Source organism: Amycolatopsis sulphurea (genome assembly GCF_002564045.1).
In the GTDB taxonomy this organism is placed as follows: Bacteria; Actinomycetota; Actinomycetes; order Mycobacteriales; family Pseudonocardiaceae; genus Amycolatopsis; species Amycolatopsis sulphurea.
The window spans coordinates 3,135,799-3,157,661 of the sequence record NZ_PDJK01000002.1 but is presented as its reverse complement, the minus strand read 5'-3'; the positions used below and the strand labels follow the sequence as shown (position 1 = coordinate 3,157,661).

Below are 21,863 nucleotides of genomic sequence, written 5' to 3'. Positions count from 1 at the left end.
GTTCCGGCAAAGTTGGTCGGGGACCCGGCAGCGGGCGATGCGGACGTGTGTGCGACCACCTCGTGGCGTGCGCCGGACCGGTTCCGGGTCTGTGAAGGGGCCCTTCACAGACTCAGAGTCCGTGAAGGGACCCTTCACAGACCTCCACACCGACTTTGCCGACACCCTGACCGTGGCGCGATGAGCGCGTGGGTGTCCGCGGCGAGCCGAGGCAAAAGGACTCGTTCGCAGTAGCCGGGCGCCCGCCCCTGCGCAACCCGCCGTTCACCCCCGATTGCCGGAGAACTTGCCGCCCGGGTGCCGGGTTGACTGAATCGTTCTCGGAATCGTGACCGAAACCACCACATCTTCCGTTGCCCCGAGGCGGGTGGAAGGAGCATGGTTTGTCCACCGTGCGATGAGGCGCGCCAGGAGCCAGCGTGTATCCCGTCCGCGTGAGAACTACAGCCGGGGAAATGCGCACCGAAAGGGTTTCGCGAGAGTGACTACCTCTACGACCAGCAAGACCGAACAGGCCGACGACGGTTTCCGGCCGGGGCTCGAAGGCGTCGTCGCGTTTCACACCGAGATCGCCGAGCCCGATCGGGACGGCGGGGCGCTGCGCTACCGCGGCGTGGACATCGAGGACCTGGCGGGCAAGGTGACCTTCGGGGACGTCTGGGGCCTGCTGGTCGACGGGCGGTTCGGGCACGGGCTGCCGCCCGCCGAGCCGTTCCCGCTGCCGGTGCACACCGGCGACGTCCGGGTCGACGTGCAGTCCGCGCTGGCCATGCTCGCCCCGATCTGGGACTTCGGGCCGCTGCTCGACATCACCGACGAGCAGGCCCGCGAGCAGCTGGCGCGCGCCTCGGTGATGGCGCTGTCCTACGTCGCCCAGTCCGCGCGCGGGCTGGACCGGCCGGCGGTGCCGCAGGCGCAGGTGGACCAGGCGTCGTCGATCACCGAGCGGTTCCTCGTCCGCTGGCGCGGCGAGCCGAACCCGGATCACGTCAAGGCGCTCGACGCGTACTGGGTGTCGGCCGCGGAGCACGGGCTCAACGCGTCCACCTTCACCGCCCGCGTGATCGCCTCCACCGGGGCCGACGTGGCCGCTGCGATGTCCGGCGCGATCGGCGCGATGTCCGGGCCGCTGCACGGCGGGGCGCCCGCCCGGGTGCTGCCGATGATCGAGGAGGTCGAGCGCACCGGCGACGCGACCGGCCTGGTCAAGGGCATCCTGGATCGCAAGGAACGGCTGATGGGCTTCGGCCACCGCGTCTACCGCGCGGAGGACCCGCGGGCCAGGGTGCTGCGTCGCACCTGCAAGGAGCTGGGTGCCGAGCGCTACGAGGTGGCCGCCGCGCTGGAGCAGGCCGCGCTGACCGAGCTGCGGGAACGCCGCCCGGATCACCCGATCGAAACGAACGTGGAGTTCTGGGCCGCGGTGATCCTGGACTTCGCGCAGGTCCCGCCGCGGATGATGCCCTCGATGTTCTCCTCGGCCCGTACCGCGGGCTGGGCGGCGCACATCCTGGAGCAGAAGCGGACCGGCCGCCTCGTCCGTCCGTCGGCGAAGTACGTGGGCCCCGGCCCGCGCAAGCCGGAGGACGTCGAGGGCTGGGCGAACGTCACCAAGCCCTGACCCACCGAAATGCTGTGAAGGGCCCCTTCACGGACTCTGAGTCCGTGAAGGGGCCCTTCACAGCTTTCAGCCTTCGTGAGCCTTCGTCGCGGCGAGCATGGCGGTCAGCTGGTCGCAGAGCCAGCCCTCCAGGTCGTCTCGCGGCACCGTGCCTTCCTGCAGCCACGACAGCAGCGAGCCCTCGGCCACGGCCGTCCAGCAACGCGGGGTGAGCAGGACGAGCGGCGAGGGCTCGGCGATCCCCAGCGATTCGAGGATCAGCTGCACCGCCCGGTCGCGCACCTCGTCGATCGCCGCGTCCGTGTCCGAGGTGGCGATCACCGAACCGCTGCGCAGCAAGGCGACATACCCGGCCCGGTGGTGCGCGACCACCTCGATCAATCCCCGCACGGCGGCGCGCACCCGGACGGCGGGCGGCCCCTCCTCCAGCGTCGCGAGCCCGTCGACGAGGCCGTCGGTCACCGTGCGGAGAGCCTGCTCCCGCAGCTCGCGCAGGCTGGGGAAATAGCGATAGAACAACGGCCGTGAAACCCCGGCGTGCGCGACGATGTCGTCCACCGTGACCAGCTCCGGAGCCCTGCTGCCGAACAGGTCCAGCGCCGAGGAGATCAGATCATCGCGCCGGGCCTGCGGGGTCATCCGGCGCGGCCTGCTCACGGCGTGGCGTCCAGTTTCGCCGCTGCCCGAAGCAATCCCGGAGTAAGTCGCGAAAGGACATAGGTCACTTTCGCCTCCGGGGTGGACGGTTGTACCGCGGTATTCTTTTCCACCGCGCGCAGAATGTCGTGCGCGACTTTTTCCGGCCCGAAGTTGCGCCGTGCGTACAGCTTCGTGGAAGCCTGCTGCCGCCGTCGCTGTTCGGCTTCGGTCACGCCGACGAACCGGGTGGTTTCGGTGATGTTGGTACGCACGAGGCCCGGACAGATCGCGGTGACCCCGATGCCATCGGCCGCCAGTTCCGCCCGCAAGCTGTTACTCAACGCCAGCACCGCCGCTTTCGTGGTGCCGTAAGCGCCCAGGGTCGTCGACGGCAGGTAGGCGGCGGCCGAGGAGAGGTTCACGATCTGCCCGCCTTCGGCCCGTTCCCGCATCATCGGCAGGAAGGCGCGGCACCCGTGGATCACTCCCCACAGGTTCACGTCCACGACCCTCTCCCAGTCCTCGACACTGGTGTCCACAAAGGATCCGGATAGCCCGATGCCGGCATTGTTCACCACGATGTCCGGCACCCCGAACTCGCGCGCCACCTGCTCGGCGAACCGTGTCATCGCCGCGCCGTCGGATGAGTCCACTGTGTACGCGCCAGCAGCAGAGCCCTTATCCCGCAACATCTTCGCGGTCTCCTTGGCGGTTTCCTCGTGCACATCGGTGACCACGACGTCGGCTCCCTCGGCAGCGAACGCCAGCGCCGTCTCCCGGCCGATCCCGCTGCCCGCGCCGGTGATCACGACGAGCCGGTGCGCGAACCGGCCACGCGCCGGCGCGCCTACCCTCGCACGCTTCAACGCACGGCTCTCCTCGCCACTCTCCGCATAGGCGATCAGCTCCGCCGCCGCAGCGGCGACCACACCCGGCTTGCCGCAGGCAACCCAGTGCGAGCCGATAATCCGCCGCACTCGCAGATCCGGCACCCAGCGTTGCACTTCCGCCTGAAGTGGCGCGGTCACGTACGCGTCGCCGCTCGGCGCGAGTACCTGCACCGGCACTTCCGCCGGACGTGGCTGTGGCCGAGCCATCCGCGGCCCCATGTTGGCGCGGTACAGCTTGAGCCCGTGGACTCCGTCGGAAGTCTTGGGCGCCTTCACATCCGGTTCAAGGCGGCGCATCAACGCCCGCATCGCACCGGTGCGCCACATCAGCTCCGGCAGCACCGGCAGCTGGAAAAGCAGGATGTAGTACGAGTGCAGGAGTTGCCGCAACGCGCGCGCGAGCCGTTTCGGCGTCGGCCGGGCGAACTGATCACGGAACCAGGCCGCGGCGTGATCGAGGCTGGGTCCGGAAATCGAGGTGTAGGAAGCGATCCGGCCGCGCAGCCGGTCACCGGTGACCGCGTGCCAGGCCTGGATCGAACCCCAGTCGTGCGCGACCAGGTGCACCTTGCCGGTCGGCTGCACCTCGTCCACCACCGCGGCCAGATCGTCGGCGAGCTGATCGAGCCGGTACGCGCCGCGCCCTCGCGGCTTGTCCGACTCACCCGCCCCGCGCACGTCGTAGGTCACCACGCGGTGGTGGCGGCCCAGCTCCGTGACGACCCCGTCCCACAACGAGCTGTTGTCCGGATAGCCGTGCACCAGCACCACGGTCGGTCCCTCCGGCACCCCGCGCACCCAGACGGAGAGCCGGACCCCGTCGCCGGCCGTCACCTGCTTGTGAGACATCGCCTTGTGAGACACAGTGTCATGTTAGACAACTAGTCAATTTAACCCAGAGTCAATCGAGTTCACCTCGACGGCGGTTGCCCTTCCGCCGGCGTTCGCCACACCGCCCGATTTGCCGCTCATGACAGTGTTTTCGCTGGTTCCACGGGAAACCACGGCATCGCTGTCCACCGTTCGGTGGACACCGGGATTCCACTGCCCGGACGTCCCGGGACCGCCGCCGCGGACGCAGGATGAGAGCCATGAGCACAGCAGTGCGAGTGCGCGGACTGCGCAAGGAATATCCGGGCCAGGTCGCCGTGGCCGGGATCGAGCTGGACATCCGGCACGGCGAGGTGTTCGCCCTGCTCGGCCCGAACGGGGCGGGCAAGACGACCACCGTGGAAATCCTGGAGGGGCACCGGCGGCGCACCGCCGGTACGGCGGAGGTGCTCGGCGAGGACCCGGGCACGGCGGGCCGCGCGTGGCGGGCCCGCATCGGCATCGTGTTGCAGACGGCCACCGACGCCGCGGAGCTGACCGTGCTGGAAACCGTGCGGCACTTCGCGAAGTACTACCCGGACCCGCGGGTCCCGGAGGAGGTGATCGACCAGGTCGGGCTGACCGAGAAGGCGGGCGCCCGGGTGAAGTCGCTCTCCGGCGGGCAGCGCCGGCGGGTGGACGTGGCGCTGGGCATCGTGGGCCGGCCGGAGCTGCTCTTCCTCGACGAGCCGACCACCGGTTTCGACCCGGCGGCCCGGCGGCAGTTCTGGACGCTGATCGAGGGGCTGGCCCACGAGGGCACCACGATCCTGCTCACCACCCACTATCTGGACGAGGTGGAGGCGCTGGCCGACCGGCTCGCCGTACTGGCCGGCGGGAAGATCGTCGCGGAGGGGACCCCGGCGACGCTCGGCGGGCGCGAACGAGCCGAGGCCATCGTGCGGTGGCGCGACGAACGCGGGAGCCACGAGGAACGGACCCCGTTCCCGACGAAGCTCGTCACGCAGTTGTCCGGCGCGGGCAGGGAGCTCGCCGGCCTGACCGTGACCCGGCCCAGTCTGGAGGACGTCTACCTGAACCTGATCGAGGAGGAATCGTGACCACCATCGCCCTACCGGGAACGCTGAGTCTCGGCCTCGCCCGTGGCTCGTTCGAGCTGCGGCAGTTCTTCCGCAACCGGGAGCAGATGGTGTTCACCTTCGCCCTCCCCGCGGTGCTGATGGTGCTGCTCGGCTCCATCCTCAACGGGCCGACCGCGCAGGCCGGGCTGTCCTCGGGGCAGCTGCTCGCGGCCGGCATGATCGGCTCCGGCATCGTGTCCACCTCGTTCAACAGCGTGGGCATCGGGATCGCCTCGGACCGGGAGCTGGGCGCGCTGAAACGGCTGCGCGGCACGCCGATGCCCGCCGCGTCCTACTTCGTCGGCAAGATGGTGATGGTCGCGGTGACCAGCTTGGCGCAGATGGTGCTGATGGCCGTGGTGGCGACCCTGCTGTTCGGCCTGAAGCTGCCGGACGCGCCGGGGAAGTGGCTGACCCTGCTGTGGGTGCTGCTGCTCGGGATCGTCTCCTCGACCCTGCTCGGCATCGCGGTCAGTTCGCTCACCCGCACCACCACCGGCACGGTGGCCGTGGTGCAGCTGGTGTACCTGGTGCTGCAGTTCATTTCCGGGGTGTTCGTCACGCCGATCACGCATCTGCCGAAGATCATGGTCGACATCGCGTCCCTCTTCCCGCTGAAATGGATCTGCCAGGGTTTCCGGTCGGTGTTCCTGCCGCCGGAGGCCGCAACGCAGGAGATGGCAGGAGCATGGGAACTGCCGACGGTCGCACTGGTCCTGGGGGTCTGGTGCGTGGTCGGGCTCGTGCTCGCGAGGGTGAGCTTCCGGTGGACGAACGAAGCACGGTGAACCGCACCGACGACGCCTGGGGACAGTCCTACTGGGCCTGGGAAGTGCTGTTCGCGGTCGCCTGCGTGGCGACCGCCTTCCTGGTGTTCTTCAGCGATTCCCGGCCGGTGGCGAAGGCGATCGCCGACGGCCTGATCGGGCTGATGGCGGTCGGCTACCTGGTGCTCGGGCGCCGCATCGTGCACGGCGAGGGCAATGGCACCGCCCGTGTGCTCGCCTCGGCCGCGCTGGTCCTGTGCACCGCTGCCGCGATCCTCGCCGACACCACAGCGAGCTTCGTGCTGTTCTTCACCATCCCGCTGTTGTTCATGTTGCTGGAGCTGCGCCCGGCGGTGGTCTCGACCACCGTGCTGATCCTGTGGGAATCGGCGTCCGCGGTGCTCAACGGCGGCTGGCACAACCCGAGCCTGCGCATCCTGCTGCCGATGACCGCGATTCTGGTGGTGTTCAGCATGCTTGTCGGAAAGTTCACCAGCGACGTGGTGCGGGAAAGCAACGCGCGAGCCCGGCTGATCCGCGAGCTGGAAGAGAGTCAGGCCGAGGTCGAACGGCTCTCCCGGGAGGCGGGCACCGCGGTCGAACGGGAGCGGCTGGCCCGCGAGATCCACGACACCCTGGCACAGGGCTTCACCAGCATCGTCGCGCTGACCCAGGCGATCGAGTCCGAAGTGGACACCGATCCGGACGCGGCACGCAAGCACCTGGCGCTGGCCGGGCGCACCGCACGCGAGAACCTCACCGAGGCACGGGCGATGGTCGCGGCGCTGACCCCGTCCGCGTTGGCCACCGGATCACTGGCGGACGCCGTGCGGCGACAGGCGAAGCGGCTCTCCGACGAAACCGGGATCGTGGTCGAGTGCGAAGTGGACGACGAGCTGCCACCGTTGCGTACCGCGGTCGAAGTGGTGCTGCTCCGGGCGACCCAAGAGGCGCTGGCAAACGTGCGCAAGCACGCGAACGCGTCCACCGTCCGACTACGACTGTCCGCTGTGGATGGATCGGTACGGTTGCAGGTGACCGACAACGGCCGCGGTTTCTCCCCACAGGCGTCCACCTCCGGCTTCGGGTTGCGCGGGATGCGTTCCCGCGCCGAACAAGTGGGTGGCAAGCTGGCCGTGCGGCCGGGCGCGACCGGCGGCACCGAACTGGAACTGGAGGTGCCCGCGTGATCACGATCATGCTCGTGGACGACCATCCCGTGGTGCGCGAAGGCCTGCGCGGGATGCTCGAAGCCGAGGCGGATCTGACCGTGATCGGCGAAGCCGGTTCGGGCGACGAAGCCGTGGCGCTCGACCGCGTGAAGCAGCCGGACGTGGTGCTGATGGACCTGCGGATGCCGGGGCTGGACGGGGTGGGCGCGATTCGCGCGATCCTCGCGGACACACCGGCGCGGCGGATCGTCGTCCTCACCACGTACGAAACCGATGCGGACATCCTGCGCGCCGTGGAGGCGGGCGCGGCCGGGTATCTGCTGAAGGACGCGTCGCGTGCCGAGCTGGCCGGAGCGATCCGCGCGGCGGCGCGCGGCGAGACCGTTCTTTCTCCGTCCGTCGCGGGAAAACTGGTGCACCGGATGCGCAATCCGGAACCCGCGTCCCCGCTGTCCGCGCGCGAAGTCGAGGTACTGCGGCTGGTGGCGAAAGGCCTGACGAACGCGGCCATCGGCCGGGCGCTGCACATCGGCGAGGCGACCGTGAAAACGCATCTGCTGCGGGTGTTCGCCAAGCTCGGGGTGTCCGATCGCACCGCGGCCGTGACGACTGCGCTGGCCCGGCGACTGCTGGACTGATCAAACCCGGCAGAATGGCTTGCATGCTGGACTCGACCCAACTCGCCCTGTACCGCCGGCTCGCCCGTGAACAGTCGGCGGGCCGCGCTCCGTCGCTTGTCGCCGCGGTGGTGCGGGACGGCGAAATCGTCTGGTCCGGCGCCCGCGGCCGCGTCGGCGACGCCCGGCCGGACAACGACACCCAGTACCGGCTCGGGTCCATCACCAAGACCATGATCGCGACCGTGGTGATGCGCCTGCGCGACGAGGGCAGGCTCGCGCTGACCGATCCGCTGGAGCGGCACCTGCCCGGCACCGCGTTCGGGTTCGTGACGATCGCGCAACTGCTCTCGCACACCTCCGGGCTGACCTCGGAATCGCCGGGCGGGTGGTGGGAGCGCTCCCCGGGGGCGGACTGGGCGGCACTCACGGCGAGCCTCGGCGAGGACGCGACGAAACTGCGTCCCGGTTCCCGGTTCCACTACTCGAATGTCGGCTTCGGCGTGCTCGGCGAACTGGTGGCCCGGCACCGCGGCCGCCCGTGGTTCGACGTCGTGCGCGACGAAATCCTCATCCCGCTGGGCATGCACCGCACGACCCCACACCCGGAAGGCGCGCACGCGGACGGATTCGCCGTGCACCCGTTCGCCGACGTGCTGCTGCCCGAGCCGTCCCCGGACACCGGCGCGATGGCCCCCGCCGGGCAGCTGTGGTCCACCGTCACCGACCTCGGCCGCTGGACGGCGTTCCTCGGCGGGCACACCGGCGGCGTGCTGTCCGGGAACACGCTGGCCGAAATGCACCGGATGAACACCGTCGACGACGCCGAGGTCTGGGCCACCGGGTTCGGACTGGGCGTGATGCTGGTGCGCCACGAGGGCAGGCAGGTGGCCGGGCACACCGGTTCGATGCCCGGTTTCCTGGCCGCGAGCCTGATCGATCCGGCCACCGGCACCGGCGCGCTGTGCATGGGCAACACCACCAGTGGCATCGGCATCGCCGCCCTGTGCCTCGACCTCATCGGCATCACCGAGAAACGCGAACCCGCGCTGGATGCCGAATGGCAGCCGTCCACTGTGGACCCGAACCTGCTGGCACTGACCGGGCTCTGGCACTGGGGCCCGGCCCCGCACCTGCTGCGCCTGACCGGCGACGGCCGGCTCACCCTCAGCCCCGTCGACGGCTCCGGCCGGGTCTTCGGTTTCGCGCCGCTGGGCGAAGACCGCTGGCGGGGACTGAACGGTTACTACTCGGGCGAAACCCTGACCGTCGGCCGCGACGCCACCGGCACCGCGACCCACCTGAACCTGGTGACGTTCATCTTCAGCCGCACGCCCTACGACCCGGCCGCCCCGATCCCGGGCGGGGTGCACGAGGCGGGCTGGCGCTGATCCTGGTCGTCGGCCTCCGGGAGGTACTCCTCCGGCAACTCGTCCCACTCCGGTTCGGGCTCGTATTCCGGCCGCCTCGCCGGGGTGACATAGGCTCGCGCATACACGTCGCGGCCGGGCAGCCCGACCGCGATGGTGTCCGCCTCCGGGTTTCCGAACACCCATACCCGCCGGTGTGCCAGGAGTTCGGCCGCGATTTCCGGCGGGCACCGCGGTACGAGCAAGCGCGCGGGACATCCCGGTTCGAGCACGAGCCAGCCGTGCACCGGTGCGGCCGGCCACACGTGCCCGTCGACCACAGCGGCCCAACGGGGGGCGAGCGGGCCCCGGACCGCACGCGAGTCGAACCTGGTGTTCGCACACCAGGCCACGGCGACCCCACTGCCGACGAGCGCGGGAATCAGGACCGGCCAGGCGGACCCGCCCTCGAACCAGAACGCCGCGAAGCTCCCGCCTGCCGCGATGACCGGCGCCAGGATCATCCCCGGCAGTGCCAGCCGCGCCCGCCGGCCCAGACTCCGGAGGGAATTCCCCCGCGAGGGCAAGCCAACCGGGTCGGCAGTGCACAGCCCCGCCGTCGTGCCTGCACCGATCCGCACCACCACCCGGCCTCGCGCATCGGGTTCGTCGTGTCTTAGCCGGCCGGTCCTGCGCAGTTCGAGTGCCAGCTCCGGCGGACAGTCCGGCAACGTGAGGTAACGACTGCGGCCACGGCGCGGGTACGTGGTGAGGCACAGCAGGCGGGGGATTTCCTGCCCGTGGTCCCACTGCGCGGTATCCCGGTCGAAAACCGCGCGGACTTCGGCCATCGGCCCCGCGCGGAAGCGGACCGGACGGCGCCAGGGCCGCCACCACATCAGCGAGCCAAGGACCAGCACAGCGGCGATCAGGGTCACGGAGATCGCGTCGGCGACCTCACCGGCATCCGGCGGCTCGACGAACAAGGCCACGACAATGCATCCCGCGAACAATGCGCAAAGGTAAAAGGACACCGGCCGCAGCCAGCGCCGCAGCTGCGGCCATGGCCACCGCGGACGCCACGGCACGAAGACCAGCACCAGCGTCACAGCCAGCCCCACGGGCGCACCGATGCGTGCCTCGGGATTCCACGGCAGTATCAGTGCCTGCAAGCCGAACAGCGCCAGCCAGCCCCACCGGGGCCGGTAGCGGGAGGTCTCGTCCGAGCGCGGTGGCACTGTCACGATCTCACTATCTGGCACCCACCCGCCACTGTTACCGGGCCGATCCCGACCTGAGAGACTGGCCGCATGACCGACGCCGAGTTGACCATTCCCGCAGACCTCAAGCCGGCCGACGGCCGCTTCGGCTGCGGACCCTCGAAGGTCCGCGAAGAGCAGCTCGTCCGGCTTGCCGAATCCGGTTCCACCTATCTGGGCACCTCGCACCGGCAGAAGCCGGTCAAGTCACTGGTCGGCCGTGTGCGGACCGGATTGTCCGAACTGTTCTCGCTGCCCGAGGGATACGAGGTGATCCTCGGTAACGGCGGGACCACCGCGTTCTGGGACGCGGCCGCCTTCGGGCTGGTGCGCGAGCAGGCGCAGCACTTCACCTACGGTGAATTCTCCGCGAAGTTCGCGACCGTGACGAACAAGGCGCCGTTCCTCAAGGACTCCGTCGTGGTCAAGGCCGACCCGGGCAGCGCGCCGGAGATCGCCTACCAGGCCGGGGCGGACCTGGTCGGCTGGGCGCACAACGAGACCTCCACCGGCGTCGCGGTGCCGGTCCGCCGCCCGGCGGGCAGCGAGGGCGCGCTGGTCGCGATCGACGCCACCTCGGGTGCCGGCGGCCTGCCGGTCAAGGCCGAGGACTTCGACGTCTACTACTTCGCGCCGCAGAAGTCGTTCGCCGCCGACGGCGGGCTGTGGATCGCGCTCGCCTCGCCCGCGGCGATCGAGCGGATCGGCGAGGTCGGCGGCGGGGACCGCTGGATCCCCGAGTTCCTCTCGCTCACCACCGCGCTGGACAACTCGCGCAAGGACCAGACCTACAACACCCCGGCGGTGGCCACGCTCTTCCTGCTCGCCGAGCAGATCGAGTGGATGAACGGCCAGGGCGGGCTCGCCTGGACCACGGCGCGCACCAAGGAATCCTCGGGCCGGCTCTACGAATGGGCCGAGAAGACCTCCTACACCACCCCGTTCGTCACCGACCCGGCGCTGCGCTCGCAGGTCGTGGGCACCGTGGACTTCACCGACGAGGTGGACGCCGCCGCGGTGGCGAAGGTGTTGCGCGCCAACGGGATCGTGGACACCGAGCCGTACCGCAAGCTGGGCCGCAACCAGCTGCGCATCGGCCTGTTCCCGGCCATCGACCCGGACGACATCACCCAGCTCACCCGCTGCATCGAATACGTCGTCGAGCAGCAGTCCTGACCCGGCCTGACCAAGGCTGATCAAGGCTGTGAAGGGGCCCTTCACGGACTCTGAATCCGTGAAGGGCCCCTTCACAGCTTTCAGCCTTTCGTGACGGAACGTGTTCGGCGTGTCACGACCGGGGTATGGCGACTCGGCTGGAAGATAACCCTTGGCGGTGGCAGACCGCGGACGCCTCGGCGCGCCTCGCACGTCAAGCCGACGCGCCGTTCTACCGTGGACACCCACAAAGGTGAAGACCGGGGAGGCGAGAAATGCGGGCACTGCGGGTGGTCGGGCTGCACGAGGACGGGAAGTCCATCGTGCTCGAAGACCCGGCGAGCCGGACCCGCTTCCTGCTCCCCGCGGACGAGCGGCTACGGGCAGCGGCAAGGGGGGACATCGCCCGGCTGGGCCAGATCGAGATCGAGTTGGAGAGCCAGATGCGGCCACGCGAGATCCAGGCGCGAATCCGCGCCGGCGAGTCCGTCGACCAGGTCGCGAGCAGTGCGGGTGTGTCGGTGCAGCGGGTGGAGCGGTTCGCCTATCCGGTACTGCTGGAGCGCTCGCGTACCGCGGAGCTGGCCCAGAGCGCGCACCCGGTCCGCGAGGACGGCCCGGACGTGCAGACGCTCGGCGAGGTCATCGCCTACGCCTTCGGTGTGCGCGGGCACGACTACAACCAGGCCCAGTGGGACGCCTGGCGCGGCGACGACGGCAAGTGGGTCGTGGTGCTGCGCTGGAAGGCCGGGCGGTCGGACAACCGGGCGCACTGGTCGTTTTCCCCCGGCGCGCACGGCGGCACCGTGCACGCGCTCGACGAGAACGCCGAAGTCCTGCTCAACCCCAACTCCTACCGGCCGCCACGCACCGTGCGCGCGCTGGAGCCCGCTCGCGAGGCCGTAGTGCAGCCGACTCTCGATTCGACCGAGGAAGTACTGGCCATCGAGGCCCCCGAAAAGCCGGGCGGGGAAGCCGACACGCGCGAACTCCCGCGTGTGCCAAGCGACGAGGACGGCGCCGAGCAGCCGCCGGTCAAGCCGAAGAAGAACCATCCGATCGTGCCGTCCTGGGAGGACGTGCTGCTCGGGGTCCGCACCCAGCGCGGCTGAGCGTCAGCCGTCCACGAGGGCGGCCAGCGATTTCGGCGCCACCTGGCGGTAGGCCTCGCGCACGATCGAGGCCACCTCGGTCCAGTCGACGTCCACGTCGAGGCGCACGCCGAGCCAGCCGCGGTGGCCCACATAAGGCGGGCGGAAGAACCGGTCCGGCTCGGTGCGCACCAGCTCCTCCTGCGCCCCGGGCGGTGCCGGGCACCAGAACGCGAGCCGGTCGTCGTGATGCCGGTCGGCGAACATCACGAACGTCTTGCGGTCCCGCACGAACCAGGTCGGCTCGCCGTGGCTGAGCCGTTCGGTGGCCTCGGGCAGCGCGAGGCAGAGGGCGCGTAGTTCGTCCAACGGTGCCATCGGCCCAGTATCGGTTGGCTCAGAGCACCGTCGCCAGCACCCCGGCCCAGGCCAGCACGAGCCCGCCGGCCGCGCCGAACACGGCCCAGCGCAGGATCAGCACGCGACGGCCGAGCCACAGCGAGGGCGCGACACCAGCGGTCACCACGAGCGCGGCCACGGTGGCGAGCCAGCCGTTCGTCTCACGGGCGAGCGTGCCGGCGAGCGCGAGCATGCCGACCACGACCACGACCGCGGAGAACAACGAGACCGTCAGCCCGGTGAACCACGGCGTCGGCTCGCGGCGACGGGGAGGGCGGCGCACCATCGGCGGACGGGGTGGCGGCTCGACCACGATCTCGGCCCCGGTCACCGGATCGGCGAACCGCACCGGGGTGCCCAGTACCGCGGCCAGCCGCGCGGCGAGCTGACGCCCGCGCTGGGTGACCACCGCGCGGGCGGCGTCCATCCCCGGCTCGGCCCGGGCCACCGCGGACGCGACCCGCGCCCACTCGTGCAGCGCCTGCGCAAGATCGGCACCGATCGCGAGCCGCCCCGGATCGATCTCCCGGAGGTCTGCCCCGCCAGGCCCGGCGAGCACCGCGCGATCGCCCCGGATCCGCAGCTCCATGGTGTCCTTCCGCGCCGGGAATCGTCGCCGGACAGCTTAGTGGGGCCGCTCGACAGAGGCAGGTCGGAAGGTGGGTCGCGTCGGAATGCCGGTGTGCCGGTGTGGCGGTGCGGCGGTGCGGCGGTGCGGCGGTGCGGCGGTCTGTGAAGGGGCCCTTCACAGACTCTGAGTCCGTGAAGGGGCCCTTCACGGACTTCTGGGGCCAGGGTGTCGGCAAAGCCGGTGTGGAGGTCCGCGGAGATCTGTGAAGGGCCCCTTCACAGACCCGAAACCGGCCCGGCACACGCCACGAGGGGGTCGCACACACCTCCGCATCGGCCGCTGCCGGGTCCCCGACCAACTTTGCCGGAACCCTGGACTCTGGGGCCAGGGTGTCGGCAAAGTCGGTGTGGAGGTCCGTGAAGGGGCCCTTCACAGACTCTGCGGCTGTGAAGGGACCCTTCACGGACTCCAGCGCCCCCAAAACACCAGGGTGGTGAAGGCACCGACCACGGCAAAGCACCGTTCAGCCCGTGGTCACCTCGTGGAAGGCTACGGCCGCCGCGGTGGCCACGTTCAGCGAATCGACCCCGGACACCATCTCGACCCGCACGGCGAGATCGGCCGCCGCGATCGCCTCCTCGCTCAGGCCCGGTCCCTCCGCGCCGAGCATCAACGCGATCGGGCCGGGCGCCTTCGACCGCAGGCCGCGCAGTGGCACCGACTCCGGCCGAGGGGTGAGCGCGGCCACCCGGAAACCATGATCGCGCAGTACCTTCAGCCCGCCGGGCCAGCTGTCGAAGGTCGCGAACGGCACGCGCAGCACGTGCCCCATCGAGACGCGCACGCTGCGCCGGTAGAGCGGATCGGAACAGCCGGGGCCGAGCAGCACCCCGTCCACGCCGAGCGCGGCCGCGTTGCGGAAGAGCGCGCCGAGGTTCTCGTGATCGCCCACACCTTCCAGCACAGCAAGCACTTCCGCGTGCTCCACGACTTCGGCCACCCCGGGCGGCGACGGCCGGTCCGCCACCGCGAGCACCCCGCGGTTGAGATGGAAGCCCACCACGTCGGCCATCGTCTCCGCGGAGGTCACGTACGCCGGCACGGCCAGCGGGGCAAGATCGTCTTCCAGCTCCCGGATCCGGCGTTCGACGCCGAGCAGCGCCCGCACCGGGTAGCGCGACGCGAGCAGCCTGCCGACCACGACCGTGCCCTCGGCAATCACCAGGCCCCGTCCGCCGGGGCGGTCCGGGCGTCGGTCCGCTGTGGACAGGTCGCGGAAATCGTCCAGCCCCGGATGCTTGCGGTCGTCGGTGAAGATCAGTTCAGCCACAACGGACAGTGTCCCATCCGCGCACAGCGGTGCCGGCTGGTCCGAATGTCTCGCACGCGGTGGTACGAACGGCGGATTTTCGCGGACGGTCAACCCGCCGTGACAGAGAGCACCAGTTTGGCCGCTAGCCCCGGCGTACGCGCTGTGCAACCGTGGTCGGCCTGGCAGTCCCGCCCAGGAACATCCGCGGACAGCAGCCTAGGAGCGCGTCACACATGGGTACGGATCTATCGGCCACTCCTCGCCTTCTCGACCGCGGCCGGTACCGCCGCAAGGTGCAACGGTGTCTGGACACCCTCGCCCGCATGCTCACCGATGGCAGTTTTTCCTTCCCTCGCAAGAATATCGGTCTCGAGGTGGAGCTGAATCTGGTGGACCAGCGGCTGCGCCCGTCGATGAGCAACTCGGCGGTACTGGACGCATTGGACGATCCCTCGTTCACCACCGAACTCGGTCAGCACAACCTGGAACTGAACGTGCCGCCGCGGCCGCTGGCCGGGGATTCAGCGCTGCAGCTGGAAAATGATCTGCACGCCTACCTCGGCAAGGCGGCGGGCACGGCGGGCGGCACCGGCGTCACGCTGGCCATGATCGGCATCCTGCCCACGCTCGGGCAGGAGCACTTCGACCAGAAATGGCTCACCAACAAGGCCCGTTACTCGACACTCAATGACGAGATCTTCGCCGCCCGCGGTGAGCGGATGGCGCTGGTGATGGACGGCGCCGCGCTACCCGGCGCGCAGCCGGAACGCCTGCGCAGCTATGCGGAATCCATTCTTCCGGAAGCCGCCTGCACCTCGGTGCAGCTGCACCTGCAGGTGGCTCCCGAGGAGTTCGCCGCGCACTGGAACGCCGCGCAATGCCTGGCGGGCGCCCAGATCGCGCTCGCCGCGAACTCGCCTTTCCTGCTGGGCAAGGCATTGTGGCACGAAACCCGGATCCCGTTGTTCCAGCAGGCCACCGACACCCGGCCCGAGGAGCTGAAGAACCAGGGCGTGCGGCCGCGGGTCTGGTTCGGCGAGCGCTGGATCACCTCGATCTTCGACCTGTTCGAGGAAAACGTCCGCTACTTCCCCGGCCTGCTGCCGGAAACCGACACCGAGGATCCGCTCGAAACCCTGGAATCCGGGCAGGCGCCCCGGCTTTCCGAGCTGCGCATGCACAACGGCACGATCTGGCGCTGGAACCGGCCGGTCTACGACGTGGTCGACGGCCTGCCGCACCTGCGGGTGGAGAACCGCGTGCTGCCCGCCGGGCCGACGGTGGCCGACGTGGTCGCGAACGCCGCGTTCTTCTACGGCGCGCAACGCGCGCTCGCCGAGGAGGAGCGCCCGATCTGGACGCAGATGTCCTTCCAAGCCGCGGAAGAGAATCTGTACTCGGGCGCACGCAACGGCTTCGACGCGCAGCTGTACTGGCCGGGCATCGGCTGGGTGCCGCCGGACGAGCTGGCCCTGCGCGTGCTGCTCCCGCTGGCACACGAGGGGCTGCGCCGCTCCGACGTCTCCGACGAGGCACGCGTGCGTTACCTCGGCATCATCGAACGCCGGTGCCTCGCCAGGCGCAACGGCGCGAGCTGGCAACGGGAGTACGTCCAGCGCGCCGAAGCCCGCGGCGCCGACCGGGACACCGCGCTGAACCGGATGCTCGGCCGATACCTGGAACTGTCGGAGCTCGGCGAGCCGGTGCACACCTGGCCGCTCGCGGACTGAACCACCGCGACCCTTCCCCTACAGTGTCTCCGGAAGGGGGGTGACCCGGATGCCCAAGGTGCTCGGCGGTTCGCTCGAAGCGCACCGCCGTGAGGTGCGCACGCGGGTGTTCGAGGTGCTGCGCGTTCAGCTCTACGAGCGCGGGTTCGACGCGATCACGCTGTCCGGCGTGGCCGCGGCGGCGGGCGTCGGCCGGAGTGCGTTGTACAACCACTTTCCGGACAAGGAAAGCCTGCTCGTCGCGTTCGTCGAGGACGAGTCGGCGCGGTACGTCGAGCGGCTGCGCGAGGCCGTGGAAGCGGAGACGGACCCGGTCGCGCAGCTGGCCGCGTTCGTCCGGTTGCAGTTGCGCGTGCTCGCCGAGCATCACCTGCCGCCGGGCACCGCGCTGGAATCCGCACTCGCCCCGTCGGCCTACCGGCGGATCAGCGCGCACGGCGATCCGATCACCGGAGTGCTGCGGACGGTGCTGCTCGCCGGGGTCGACGCGGGCAGCTGGCCCGCCCAGGATGTGGACGTGGTGATCCCCATGATCACCGCCGCGCTGGGCAGCCGTCAGGTGATCGACGTGCCCCCCGGCCGGCTGGCCGAGGTGATCGACACCGCGATCCGGTTCGTGCGGCAGGCGATCGGCTCGGTGGAATTTCCCGGCTGATCCCCGATTTAGGCTAGCCTAAGCCGGGATTCCGGCCTACAGTCTTTCTGACAACATGTCAGATCGACCGCCGGAGGGGCCGCCATGCAGGTGACCGCAGACGTCGACGCATCCCCGTTCTCCCAGCGCCTGCGCGCCTCCACCTGGCCGGTGCACCAGCGGGCCAACCATTCCCGGTACATGAGCGCCCTGTTCGGCGGGGAGCTGCCACTGGCCGGCTACACCCGGCTGGCCGTCCAGTACTACTTCATCTACCGGGCGATCGAGCGCGCCAGCGACATGATGGCCGCGGACGCGATCGGCCGCGAGTTCGTGTTCGACGAGCTGCGCCGGCTGCCTTCGCTGGAACGGGACCTCGGCCACCTGGTCGGCCCGGACTGGCGCGACACGATCCGGCCGCTGCCGGCCACCGAGGCCTACACCGCGCGGATCGCCGAGGCCGCCGGCTGGGCCGGCGGCTACGTGGCCCACCACTACACCCGCTACCTCGGCGACATCGCCGGCGGCCAGGCCATCCGGCGGCTGCTGGAGAAGAAGTTCGACCTCGCCGAGGAGGGCGTGCGCTTCTACCACTTCGACCTGATCGGCAGCGCGCCCGCGTTCCGCGACCGGTACCGGGCGAAGCTGGACCAGGCGCCGTGGAGCGAGCAGGATCACGCACGGGTGATCGGCGAGAGCACCGTGGCGTTCGAACACAACATCGCCGTCTTCGACGAACTGGCCGCCGAGCTGCGGCTGACCGGTCCATGAACCGGGTCACAGACCGTTGACCTCGAGCCGAGTGGAGGTATGAGGCTCGGTTTCACACCACCCGCGCCCGGGTAAGCCGACCTTGTCCCACGACGTCGCCCCCGTTCGCCGGGAACACCGGTGTGCTACTAGGTTCGACTGTACGAACTTGCGTCGAAGACAGTTAGGAGGGCCAATGGCCCGCTACGAGCTGCCCGAACTCGACTACGACTACGGCGCCCTCGCGCCGCACATCTCGGGCGAGATCAACGAGCTGCACCACAGCAAGCACCACGCGACCTACGTCAAGGGCGCGAACGACACCCTGGACAAGATCGCGGCCGCGCGCGAGGCGAACGACTTCGGCTCGATCGTCGGCCTGGAGACCACGCTGGCGTTCAACCTGGCCGGGCACGCCAACCACGTGATCTGGTGGAAGATCCTGTCCCCGGAAGGCGGCGACAAGCCGACCGGTGAGCTGGCCGCCGCGATCGACGAGGCGTTCGGCTCGTTCGACAAGTTCAAGGCCCAGTTCACCGCGGTCTCCACCACGATTCAGGGCAACGGCTGGGGTGCGCTGTCCTGGGACCCGATCGGCAAGACGCTGATCACCCAGCAGCTGCGCGACCACCACAACAACCTGATCCTGCCGACCACGCCGATCCTGCTGGTCGACGTGTGGGAGCACGCGTTCTACCTGGACTACAAGAACGTGAAGCCGGACTACGTCAAGGCCCTCTGGAACATCTTCAACTGGGCCGAGATCAGCAAGCGGTTCGAGAACGCCGTGGCCGGCGGCAACGGCCTGCTGCTGGGCTGAAGCACAGCACTTTCACCGAACGGGGTTCCTCCGCACCGGAGGGGCCCCGTTCGTATTTCGCTTGACCTCCAGTGCGCTCAAGGTGTGAGAGTGGGCCCATGGATGTCGACGCCTACCTCGCCCGCCTGGACCTGCCGGTGCCCGCCGTGGCCGACCTGGCCGCCCTGCGCGTGCTGCAGGAGCGACACCTGACCCGGGTCCCCTTCGAAAATCTGAGCGTGCACCTCGGCGAGACGATCGAACTCACCGAGGCCGCACTGTTCGACAAGATCGTGCTCCGCCGCCGGGGCGGGTTCTGCTACGAGCTGAACGGCCTGTTCGCCGCGCTGCTGCGGGCGCTCGGGTTCGAGGCGACTCTGCACGCGGCCCAGGTCTACGGCCCCGACGGGACACCCGGGCCGCCGCTGGACCACGCCTGCGTGCTCGTCCAGCTCGACGGCGAACTGTGGCTGGCCGACGTCGGCTTCGGCCGGTTCAGCAAGCAGCCGCTGCGGCTGTCCGCGGTGGAACCACAGCCGGACGGCGAGTGCGAGTACCTGCTGCTCGACGCCGAGCACGGCGACGTGGACGTGCTCCAGGACGGTCAGCTCCTGTACCGGCTGGAACGCCGCCCGCGCCGGCTGTCCGACTTCCTCCCGATGGCCTGGTGGCAGTCGACCTCGCCGGATTCGCACTTCACGCAGAACCTCACCTGCTCCCGCCTGACGGCGCAGGGCCGCGTGACCCTGTCCGGCACTCGCCTGATCGAGACCGTCGAGGGCGAGCGGCACGAACTGGACCTGCCCGGCGAGCAGGCGGTGCGGCTGGCCTACCGCGTCTACTTCGGCATCCGGCTCATCCGGCTGCCGGTACCACCCGGCGAGCACCCCTTGACGGCCCCGGCGCCGAACCCGACCATGAACCCGTCCTGACCCGGCACCCGTGCATGAACGGAGCCCCGCACCTGGGTTCCCAGGTGCGGGGCTCCGTCCGTTCCCGAACTGACTGCCGCTCCCACCACGAAGCGGACGTGTATGAGGTTAGCCTAACCTCATACACCCGCGCAAGTCGGTGATCGACCAAAGCTGTGAAGGGGCCCTTCACGGACTCAGAGTCCGTGAAGGGCCCCTTCACAGCCGTTCAGCGGCGGAGGATGCGAGGTTCCGTGCGGAAGCGACGCACCGGGAGCCGGACCCCGCCGCGGCGGATCAGCACCAGCGCACAGACCACCGCGGCGATCAGCGAGAGCCCACCGCCGAGGTAGAACGGCGAGCGGCCGCCGAAGGTCTCGGCCATCCAGCCGGTCATCGGGCCGCCGATCGGGTTGCCGCCGATCAGCACGAGCACGTAGAGGCCCATCACGCGACCACGCATCTCCGGCGACACGGACGTCTGCACCAGGGTGTTCGCCGTGTTCAGGAAGGTGATCGTGGCGAAGCCGAGCGGGATCAGGCCGATGCCGAAGGCGAGGTAGGTCGGCATGAACGCGGTGATGACCTCGAACAGGCCGAGCAGCGCGCCGGACACCACCAGCAGCCGCACCCGCGGACGGCCCCTGGTCCCCCGCCGGGCCGAGGCCAGCGCGCCGGTGAACGTCCCGACCGCGACGAGCGTGGACAGCAGGCCGTAGCCGTCGGCCTCGGTGTGGAACACATTCGCGGCGACGATCGGCAGCGAGGTGAAGTAGGTGATCCCGAACGTGCTGACGAAGAACATCAGCACCATCACGGTGATCAGATCCGGGCGGCGGCGCACGTAGCTCAGGCCCTCGCGCAGCTGCCCCTTCCCCCGCGGCACGGCCGGGCCGCGGAACAGCTTCGCCGGATTCATCAGCGCGAGCCCGCTGATCACCGCGACGGTGCTGGCCGCGTTGGCGATGAACAGCCAGCCGGTGCCCACCCAGGTGATCGCGAACCCGGCGATCGCCGGCCCGACGATGCGCGCCATGTTGAAGATCGAGGAGTTCAGCGCCACCGCGTTGGCCACCTGGTCGCGACCGACCATCTCGGCCACGAACGACTGCCGCGTCGGCACCTCCATCGCGGAGGTGATGCCGAGCAGCACACACAGCACGTACACGTGCCACAGCTGCGCCACCCCGGCCAGGTCGAGCACGCCGAGCAGCACGGCCTGCACGCAGTTCGCCGACTGAATGATCATCAGCAGGCGCCGCTTGTCGACCCGGTCGGCCAGCACCCCGGCCCACAGCGACAGCAGCAGCGTCGGCGTGAACTGACAGGCGACCGCGATGCCGAGCGCCACCGGGTTGTTGCCGGAGAGGGTGAACACCAGCCAGTCCTGGGCGATGCGCTGCATCCAGGTGCCGATGTTCGAGATGACCTGGCCGCTGAAGAACAGCCGGTAGTTGCGCACCCGCAGCGAGGAGAACATGCCCTGGCGGCGGGTCTGGGACGCGGGATCCGGTGGTTCGGCAGGCCGGGCGTGGCCTGGTGGCGCGGACGGCGGTGCCGCCTCCCGGGTAGCGTTGGTTTCGGCCGGACGTCCTGTTTCGCTACCCGTCGTGGTCACCTGGGCTAGTTCCCCGCCATCCTGTCGATGATCTCCGCGGCCCGGGCGAGGACTTCGCGCTCGTCCGCACCCAGTTCGGCCAATTGCCGGTCCAGCCACGCCTCCCGCACGGAGATGGCCTCGCGCACGTAGGCCAGCCCGCCCTCGGAGAGTTCGACGATGGCCTGCCGGCCGTCGGTCGGATGCGGGCGGCGCTCGACGAAGCCCTTGGCCTCGAGCGCGGCGATCACCCTCGTCATCGAGGGCGGCTGGACGCCTTCCTTCGCGGCCAGCTGACCCGGGGTCAGCGGACCGCATTTGTACAGGGTGGACAGCGCGGCGATCTGCGTCAGCGAGACGTCGTCGCCCACCCGTTGTGCCCGCAGCCGGCGGTTGAGCCGGACCACTGCGAGGCGCAGGCGGCTCGCCAGGGAGCGCTCGTGCGGATCGCCGGACATATAGTTAGCATACCTCACGAACAGCGGAGATCCTCCGCGAGTGAGTGGATCCGCCGTGGTCAGGACAACACGGACGGAATCGGGCCGACCGCGAAGCAGGCGACGAACGCCACCGCGATCATCCATCTCGACGGGTGCGCCTGCCGAGCCTCCGCCGTTTCCCTGCCTGCTTCACCGCCGGGCCGGGTAG

Annotated in this window: 21 protein-coding genes; 13 read left to right on the top strand and 8 right to left on the bottom strand. The window is 69.9% G+C overall.

Features of this window, described 5'->3' with window-relative positions; genetic code table 11:
- Nucleotides 1-481: 481 nt before the first annotated feature.
- Nucleotides 482-1,621: a citrate synthase 2 gene (locus tag ATK36_RS20500; protein ID WP_098513013.1), complete on the top strand. Its 1,140-nt coding sequence runs from the start codon at nt 482-484 to the stop codon at nt 1,619-1,621.
- A gap of 66 nt (nt 1,622-1,687) precedes the next feature.
- Here the strand turns inward: ATK36_RS20500 and ATK36_RS20495 are convergent, their stop codons facing one another.
- Nucleotides 1,688-2,260, bottom strand: coding sequence for a TetR/AcrR family transcriptional regulator (locus ATK36_RS20495; RefSeq protein WP_098513012.1), 573 nt, complete (start codon nt 2,258-2,260; stop codon nt 1,688-1,690).
- A gap of 14 nt (nt 2,261-2,274) precedes the next feature.
- A complete protein-coding gene (locus ATK36_RS20490; protein WP_098513011.1) occupies nt 2,275-3,999 on the bottom strand; it encodes an SDR family oxidoreductase in 1,725 nt (574 codons plus the stop codon).
- A gap of 242 nt (nt 4,000-4,241) precedes the next feature.
- Between ATK36_RS20490 and ATK36_RS20485 the strand changes: the two genes are divergently transcribed.
- The 5 genes from ATK36_RS20485 to ATK36_RS20465 are packed head-to-tail and all read left to right on the top strand — an operon-like array spanning nt 4,242 to nt 9,049.
- Nucleotides 4,242-5,081, top strand: a complete 840-nt coding sequence (locus ATK36_RS20485; RefSeq protein WP_098513010.1) for an ABC transporter ATP-binding protein — start codon at nt 4,242-4,244, stop codon at nt 5,079-5,081.
- Entirely contained in the window at nt 5,078-5,890 is an 813-nt protein-coding gene (locus ATK36_RS20480; RefSeq protein ID WP_386998517.1) for an ABC transporter permease, read from the top strand. The genes ATK36_RS20485 and ATK36_RS20480 overlap by 4 nt, the downstream gene beginning before the upstream one ends.
- Complete coding sequence (locus ATK36_RS20475) at nt 5,869-7,059, top strand: sensor histidine kinase (RefSeq protein ID WP_245914932.1); 1,191 nt, start codon at nt 5,869-5,871, stop codon at nt 7,057-7,059. Before ATK36_RS20480 ends, ATK36_RS20475 begins: the two co-directional genes overlap by 22 nt.
- Entirely contained in the window at nt 7,056-7,679 is a 624-nt protein-coding gene (locus tag ATK36_RS20470; protein ID WP_098513008.1) for a response regulator, read from the top strand. The genes ATK36_RS20475 and ATK36_RS20470 overlap by 4 nt, the downstream gene beginning before the upstream one ends.
- Nucleotides 7,680-7,702: 23 nt before the next feature.
- Complete coding sequence (locus ATK36_RS20465; RefSeq protein ID WP_098513007.1) at nt 7,703-9,049, top strand: serine hydrolase domain-containing protein; 1,347 nt, start codon at nt 7,703-7,705, stop codon at nt 9,047-9,049.
- On the opposite strand, the gene ATK36_RS20460 is transcribed toward ATK36_RS20465, so the two are convergent.
- Nucleotides 8,995-10,251 carry a hypothetical protein gene (locus ATK36_RS20460; RefSeq protein ID WP_098513006.1) on the bottom strand — a complete coding sequence of 419 codons (1,257 nt, stop codon included), beginning with the start codon at nt 10,249-10,251 and terminating at the stop codon, nt 8,995-8,997. The genes ATK36_RS20465 and ATK36_RS20460 overlap by 55 nt on opposite strands.
- 66 nt (nt 10,252-10,317) lie before the next feature.
- On the opposite strand from ATK36_RS20460, the gene serC reads away from it, so the two are divergent.
- Together serC and sepH are read left to right on the top strand one after the other, a co-directional pair.
- On the top strand, nt 10,318-11,442 hold the full coding sequence (gene serC / locus ATK36_RS20455; RefSeq protein WP_098513005.1) for a phosphoserine transaminase: 1,125 nt from the start codon (nt 10,318-10,320) through the stop codon (nt 11,440-11,442).
- A 254-nt stretch (nt 11,443-11,696) separates the two neighbouring features.
- Entirely contained in the window at nt 11,697-12,533 is an 837-nt protein-coding gene (gene sepH / locus ATK36_RS20450; protein WP_098513004.1) for a septation protein SepH, read from the top strand.
- A gap of 3 nt (nt 12,534-12,536) precedes the next feature.
- Here the strand turns inward: sepH and ATK36_RS20445 are convergent, their stop codons facing one another.
- The 3 genes from ATK36_RS20445 to ATK36_RS20435 form a co-directional block, all read right to left on the bottom strand.
- A complete protein-coding gene (locus ATK36_RS20445) occupies nt 12,537-12,890 on the bottom strand; it encodes an MmcQ/YjbR family DNA-binding protein (RefSeq protein ID WP_098513003.1) in 354 nt (117 codons plus the stop codon).
- Between the two features lie 19 nt (nt 12,891-12,909).
- A complete protein-coding gene (locus tag ATK36_RS20440) occupies nt 12,910-13,500 on the bottom strand; it encodes a DUF2537 domain-containing protein (RefSeq protein ID WP_098513002.1) in 591 nt (196 codons plus the stop codon).
- Between the two features lie 505 nt (nt 13,501-14,005).
- Nucleotides 14,006-14,812, bottom strand: a complete 807-nt coding sequence (locus tag ATK36_RS20435) for a TrmH family RNA methyltransferase (protein WP_098513001.1) — start codon at nt 14,810-14,812, stop codon at nt 14,006-14,008.
- Nucleotides 14,813-15,027: 215 nt separating this feature from the next.
- Between ATK36_RS20435 and ATK36_RS20430 the strand changes: the two genes are divergently transcribed.
- The 5 genes from ATK36_RS20430 (at nt 15,028) to ATK36_RS20410 (ending at nt 19,639) form a co-directional block, all read left to right on the top strand.
- Nucleotides 15,028-16,524, top strand: a complete 1,497-nt coding sequence (locus ATK36_RS20430; protein ID WP_098513000.1) for a glutamate-cysteine ligase family protein — start codon at nt 15,028-15,030, stop codon at nt 16,522-16,524.
- 49 nt (nt 16,525-16,573) lie between these two features.
- The gene (locus tag ATK36_RS20425; protein ID WP_098515041.1) at nt 16,574-17,179 is read left to right on the top strand and encodes a TetR/AcrR family transcriptional regulator; all 606 of its coding nucleotides are present in this window, start codon (nt 16,574-16,576) and stop codon (nt 17,177-17,179) included.
- Between the two features lie 84 nt (nt 17,180-17,263).
- Complete coding sequence (locus tag ATK36_RS20420; protein ID WP_098512999.1) at nt 17,264-17,929, top strand: biliverdin-producing heme oxygenase; 666 nt, start codon at nt 17,264-17,266, stop codon at nt 17,927-17,929.
- Between the two features lie 175 nt (nt 17,930-18,104).
- Entirely contained in the window at nt 18,105-18,728 is a 624-nt protein-coding gene (locus ATK36_RS20415) for a superoxide dismutase (RefSeq protein ID WP_098512998.1), read from the top strand.
- A 98-nt stretch (nt 18,729-18,826) separates the two neighbouring features.
- Nucleotides 18,827-19,639: an arylamine N-acetyltransferase family protein gene (locus ATK36_RS20410; protein WP_098512997.1), complete on the top strand. Its 813-nt coding sequence runs from the start codon at nt 18,827-18,829 to the stop codon at nt 19,637-19,639.
- A 208-nt stretch (nt 19,640-19,847) separates the two neighbouring features.
- Here ATK36_RS20410 and ATK36_RS20405 read toward each other — a convergent pair whose 3' ends face one another.
- Both ATK36_RS20405 and ATK36_RS20400 read right to left on the bottom strand, forming a co-directional pair.
- Nucleotides 19,848-21,098 carry an MFS transporter gene (locus ATK36_RS20405; RefSeq protein ID WP_098512996.1) on the bottom strand — a complete coding sequence of 417 codons (1,251 nt, stop codon included), beginning with the start codon at nt 21,096-21,098 and terminating at the stop codon, nt 19,848-19,850.
- A gap of 143 nt (nt 21,099-21,241) precedes the next feature.
- Nucleotides 21,242-21,673 (bottom strand): MarR family winged helix-turn-helix transcriptional regulator, encoded by a 432-nt coding sequence (locus tag ATK36_RS20400; protein WP_098512995.1) that lies wholly within the window; start codon nt 21,671-21,673, stop codon nt 21,242-21,244.
- Nucleotides 21,674-21,863: the final 190 nt, after the last annotated feature.

Bases quoted from the DNA above. Each gene is read 5' to 3' on its own strand.
- ATK36_RS20495 (WP_098513012.1), bottom strand. From the start codon at position 2,260: ATGACCCCGCAGGCCCGGCGCGATGATCTGATCTCCTCGGCGCTGGAC.
- ATK36_RS20490 (WP_098513011.1), bottom strand. From the start codon at position 3,999: ATGTCTCACAAGCAGGTGACGGCCGGCGACGGGGTCCGGCTCTCCGTC.
- ATK36_RS20485 (WP_098513010.1), top strand. From the start codon at position 4,242: ATGAGCACAGCAGTGCGAGTGCGCGGACTGCGCAAGGAATATCCGGGC.
- ATK36_RS20465 (WP_098513007.1), top strand. From the start codon at position 7,703: ATGCTGGACTCGACCCAACTCGCCCTGTACCGCCGGCTCGCCCGTGAA.
- serC (WP_098513005.1), top strand. From the start codon at position 10,318: ATGACCGACGCCGAGTTGACCATTCCCGCAGACCTCAAGCCGGCCGAC.
- sepH (WP_098513004.1), top strand. From the start codon at position 11,697: ATGCGGGCACTGCGGGTGGTCGGGCTGCACGAGGACGGGAAGTCCATC.
- ATK36_RS20445 (WP_098513003.1), bottom strand. From the start codon at position 12,890: ATGGCACCGTTGGACGAACTACGCGCCCTCTGCCTCGCGCTGCCCGAG.
- ATK36_RS20440 (WP_098513002.1), bottom strand. From the start codon at position 13,500: ATGGAGCTGCGGATCCGGGGCGATCGCGCGGTGCTCGCCGGGCCTGGC.
- ATK36_RS20430 (WP_098513000.1), top strand. From the start codon at position 15,028: ATGGGTACGGATCTATCGGCCACTCCTCGCCTTCTCGACCGCGGCCGG.
- ATK36_RS20425 (WP_098515041.1), top strand. From the start codon at position 16,574: ATGCCCAAGGTGCTCGGCGGTTCGCTCGAAGCGCACCGCCGTGAGGTG.
- ATK36_RS20420 (WP_098512999.1), top strand. From the start codon at position 17,264: ATGCAGGTGACCGCAGACGTCGACGCATCCCCGTTCTCCCAGCGCCTG.
- ATK36_RS20415 (WP_098512998.1), top strand. From the start codon at position 18,105: ATGGCCCGCTACGAGCTGCCCGAACTCGACTACGACTACGGCGCCCTC.
- ATK36_RS20410 (WP_098512997.1), top strand. From the start codon at position 18,827: ATGGATGTCGACGCCTACCTCGCCCGCCTGGACCTGCCGGTGCCCGCC.
- ATK36_RS20405 (WP_098512996.1), bottom strand. From the start codon at position 21,098: ATGTTCTCCTCGCTGCGGGTGCGCAACTACCGGCTGTTCTTCAGCGGC.
- ATK36_RS20400 (WP_098512995.1), bottom strand. From the start codon at position 21,673: ATGTCCGGCGATCCGCACGAGCGCTCCCTGGCGAGCCGCCTGCGCCTC.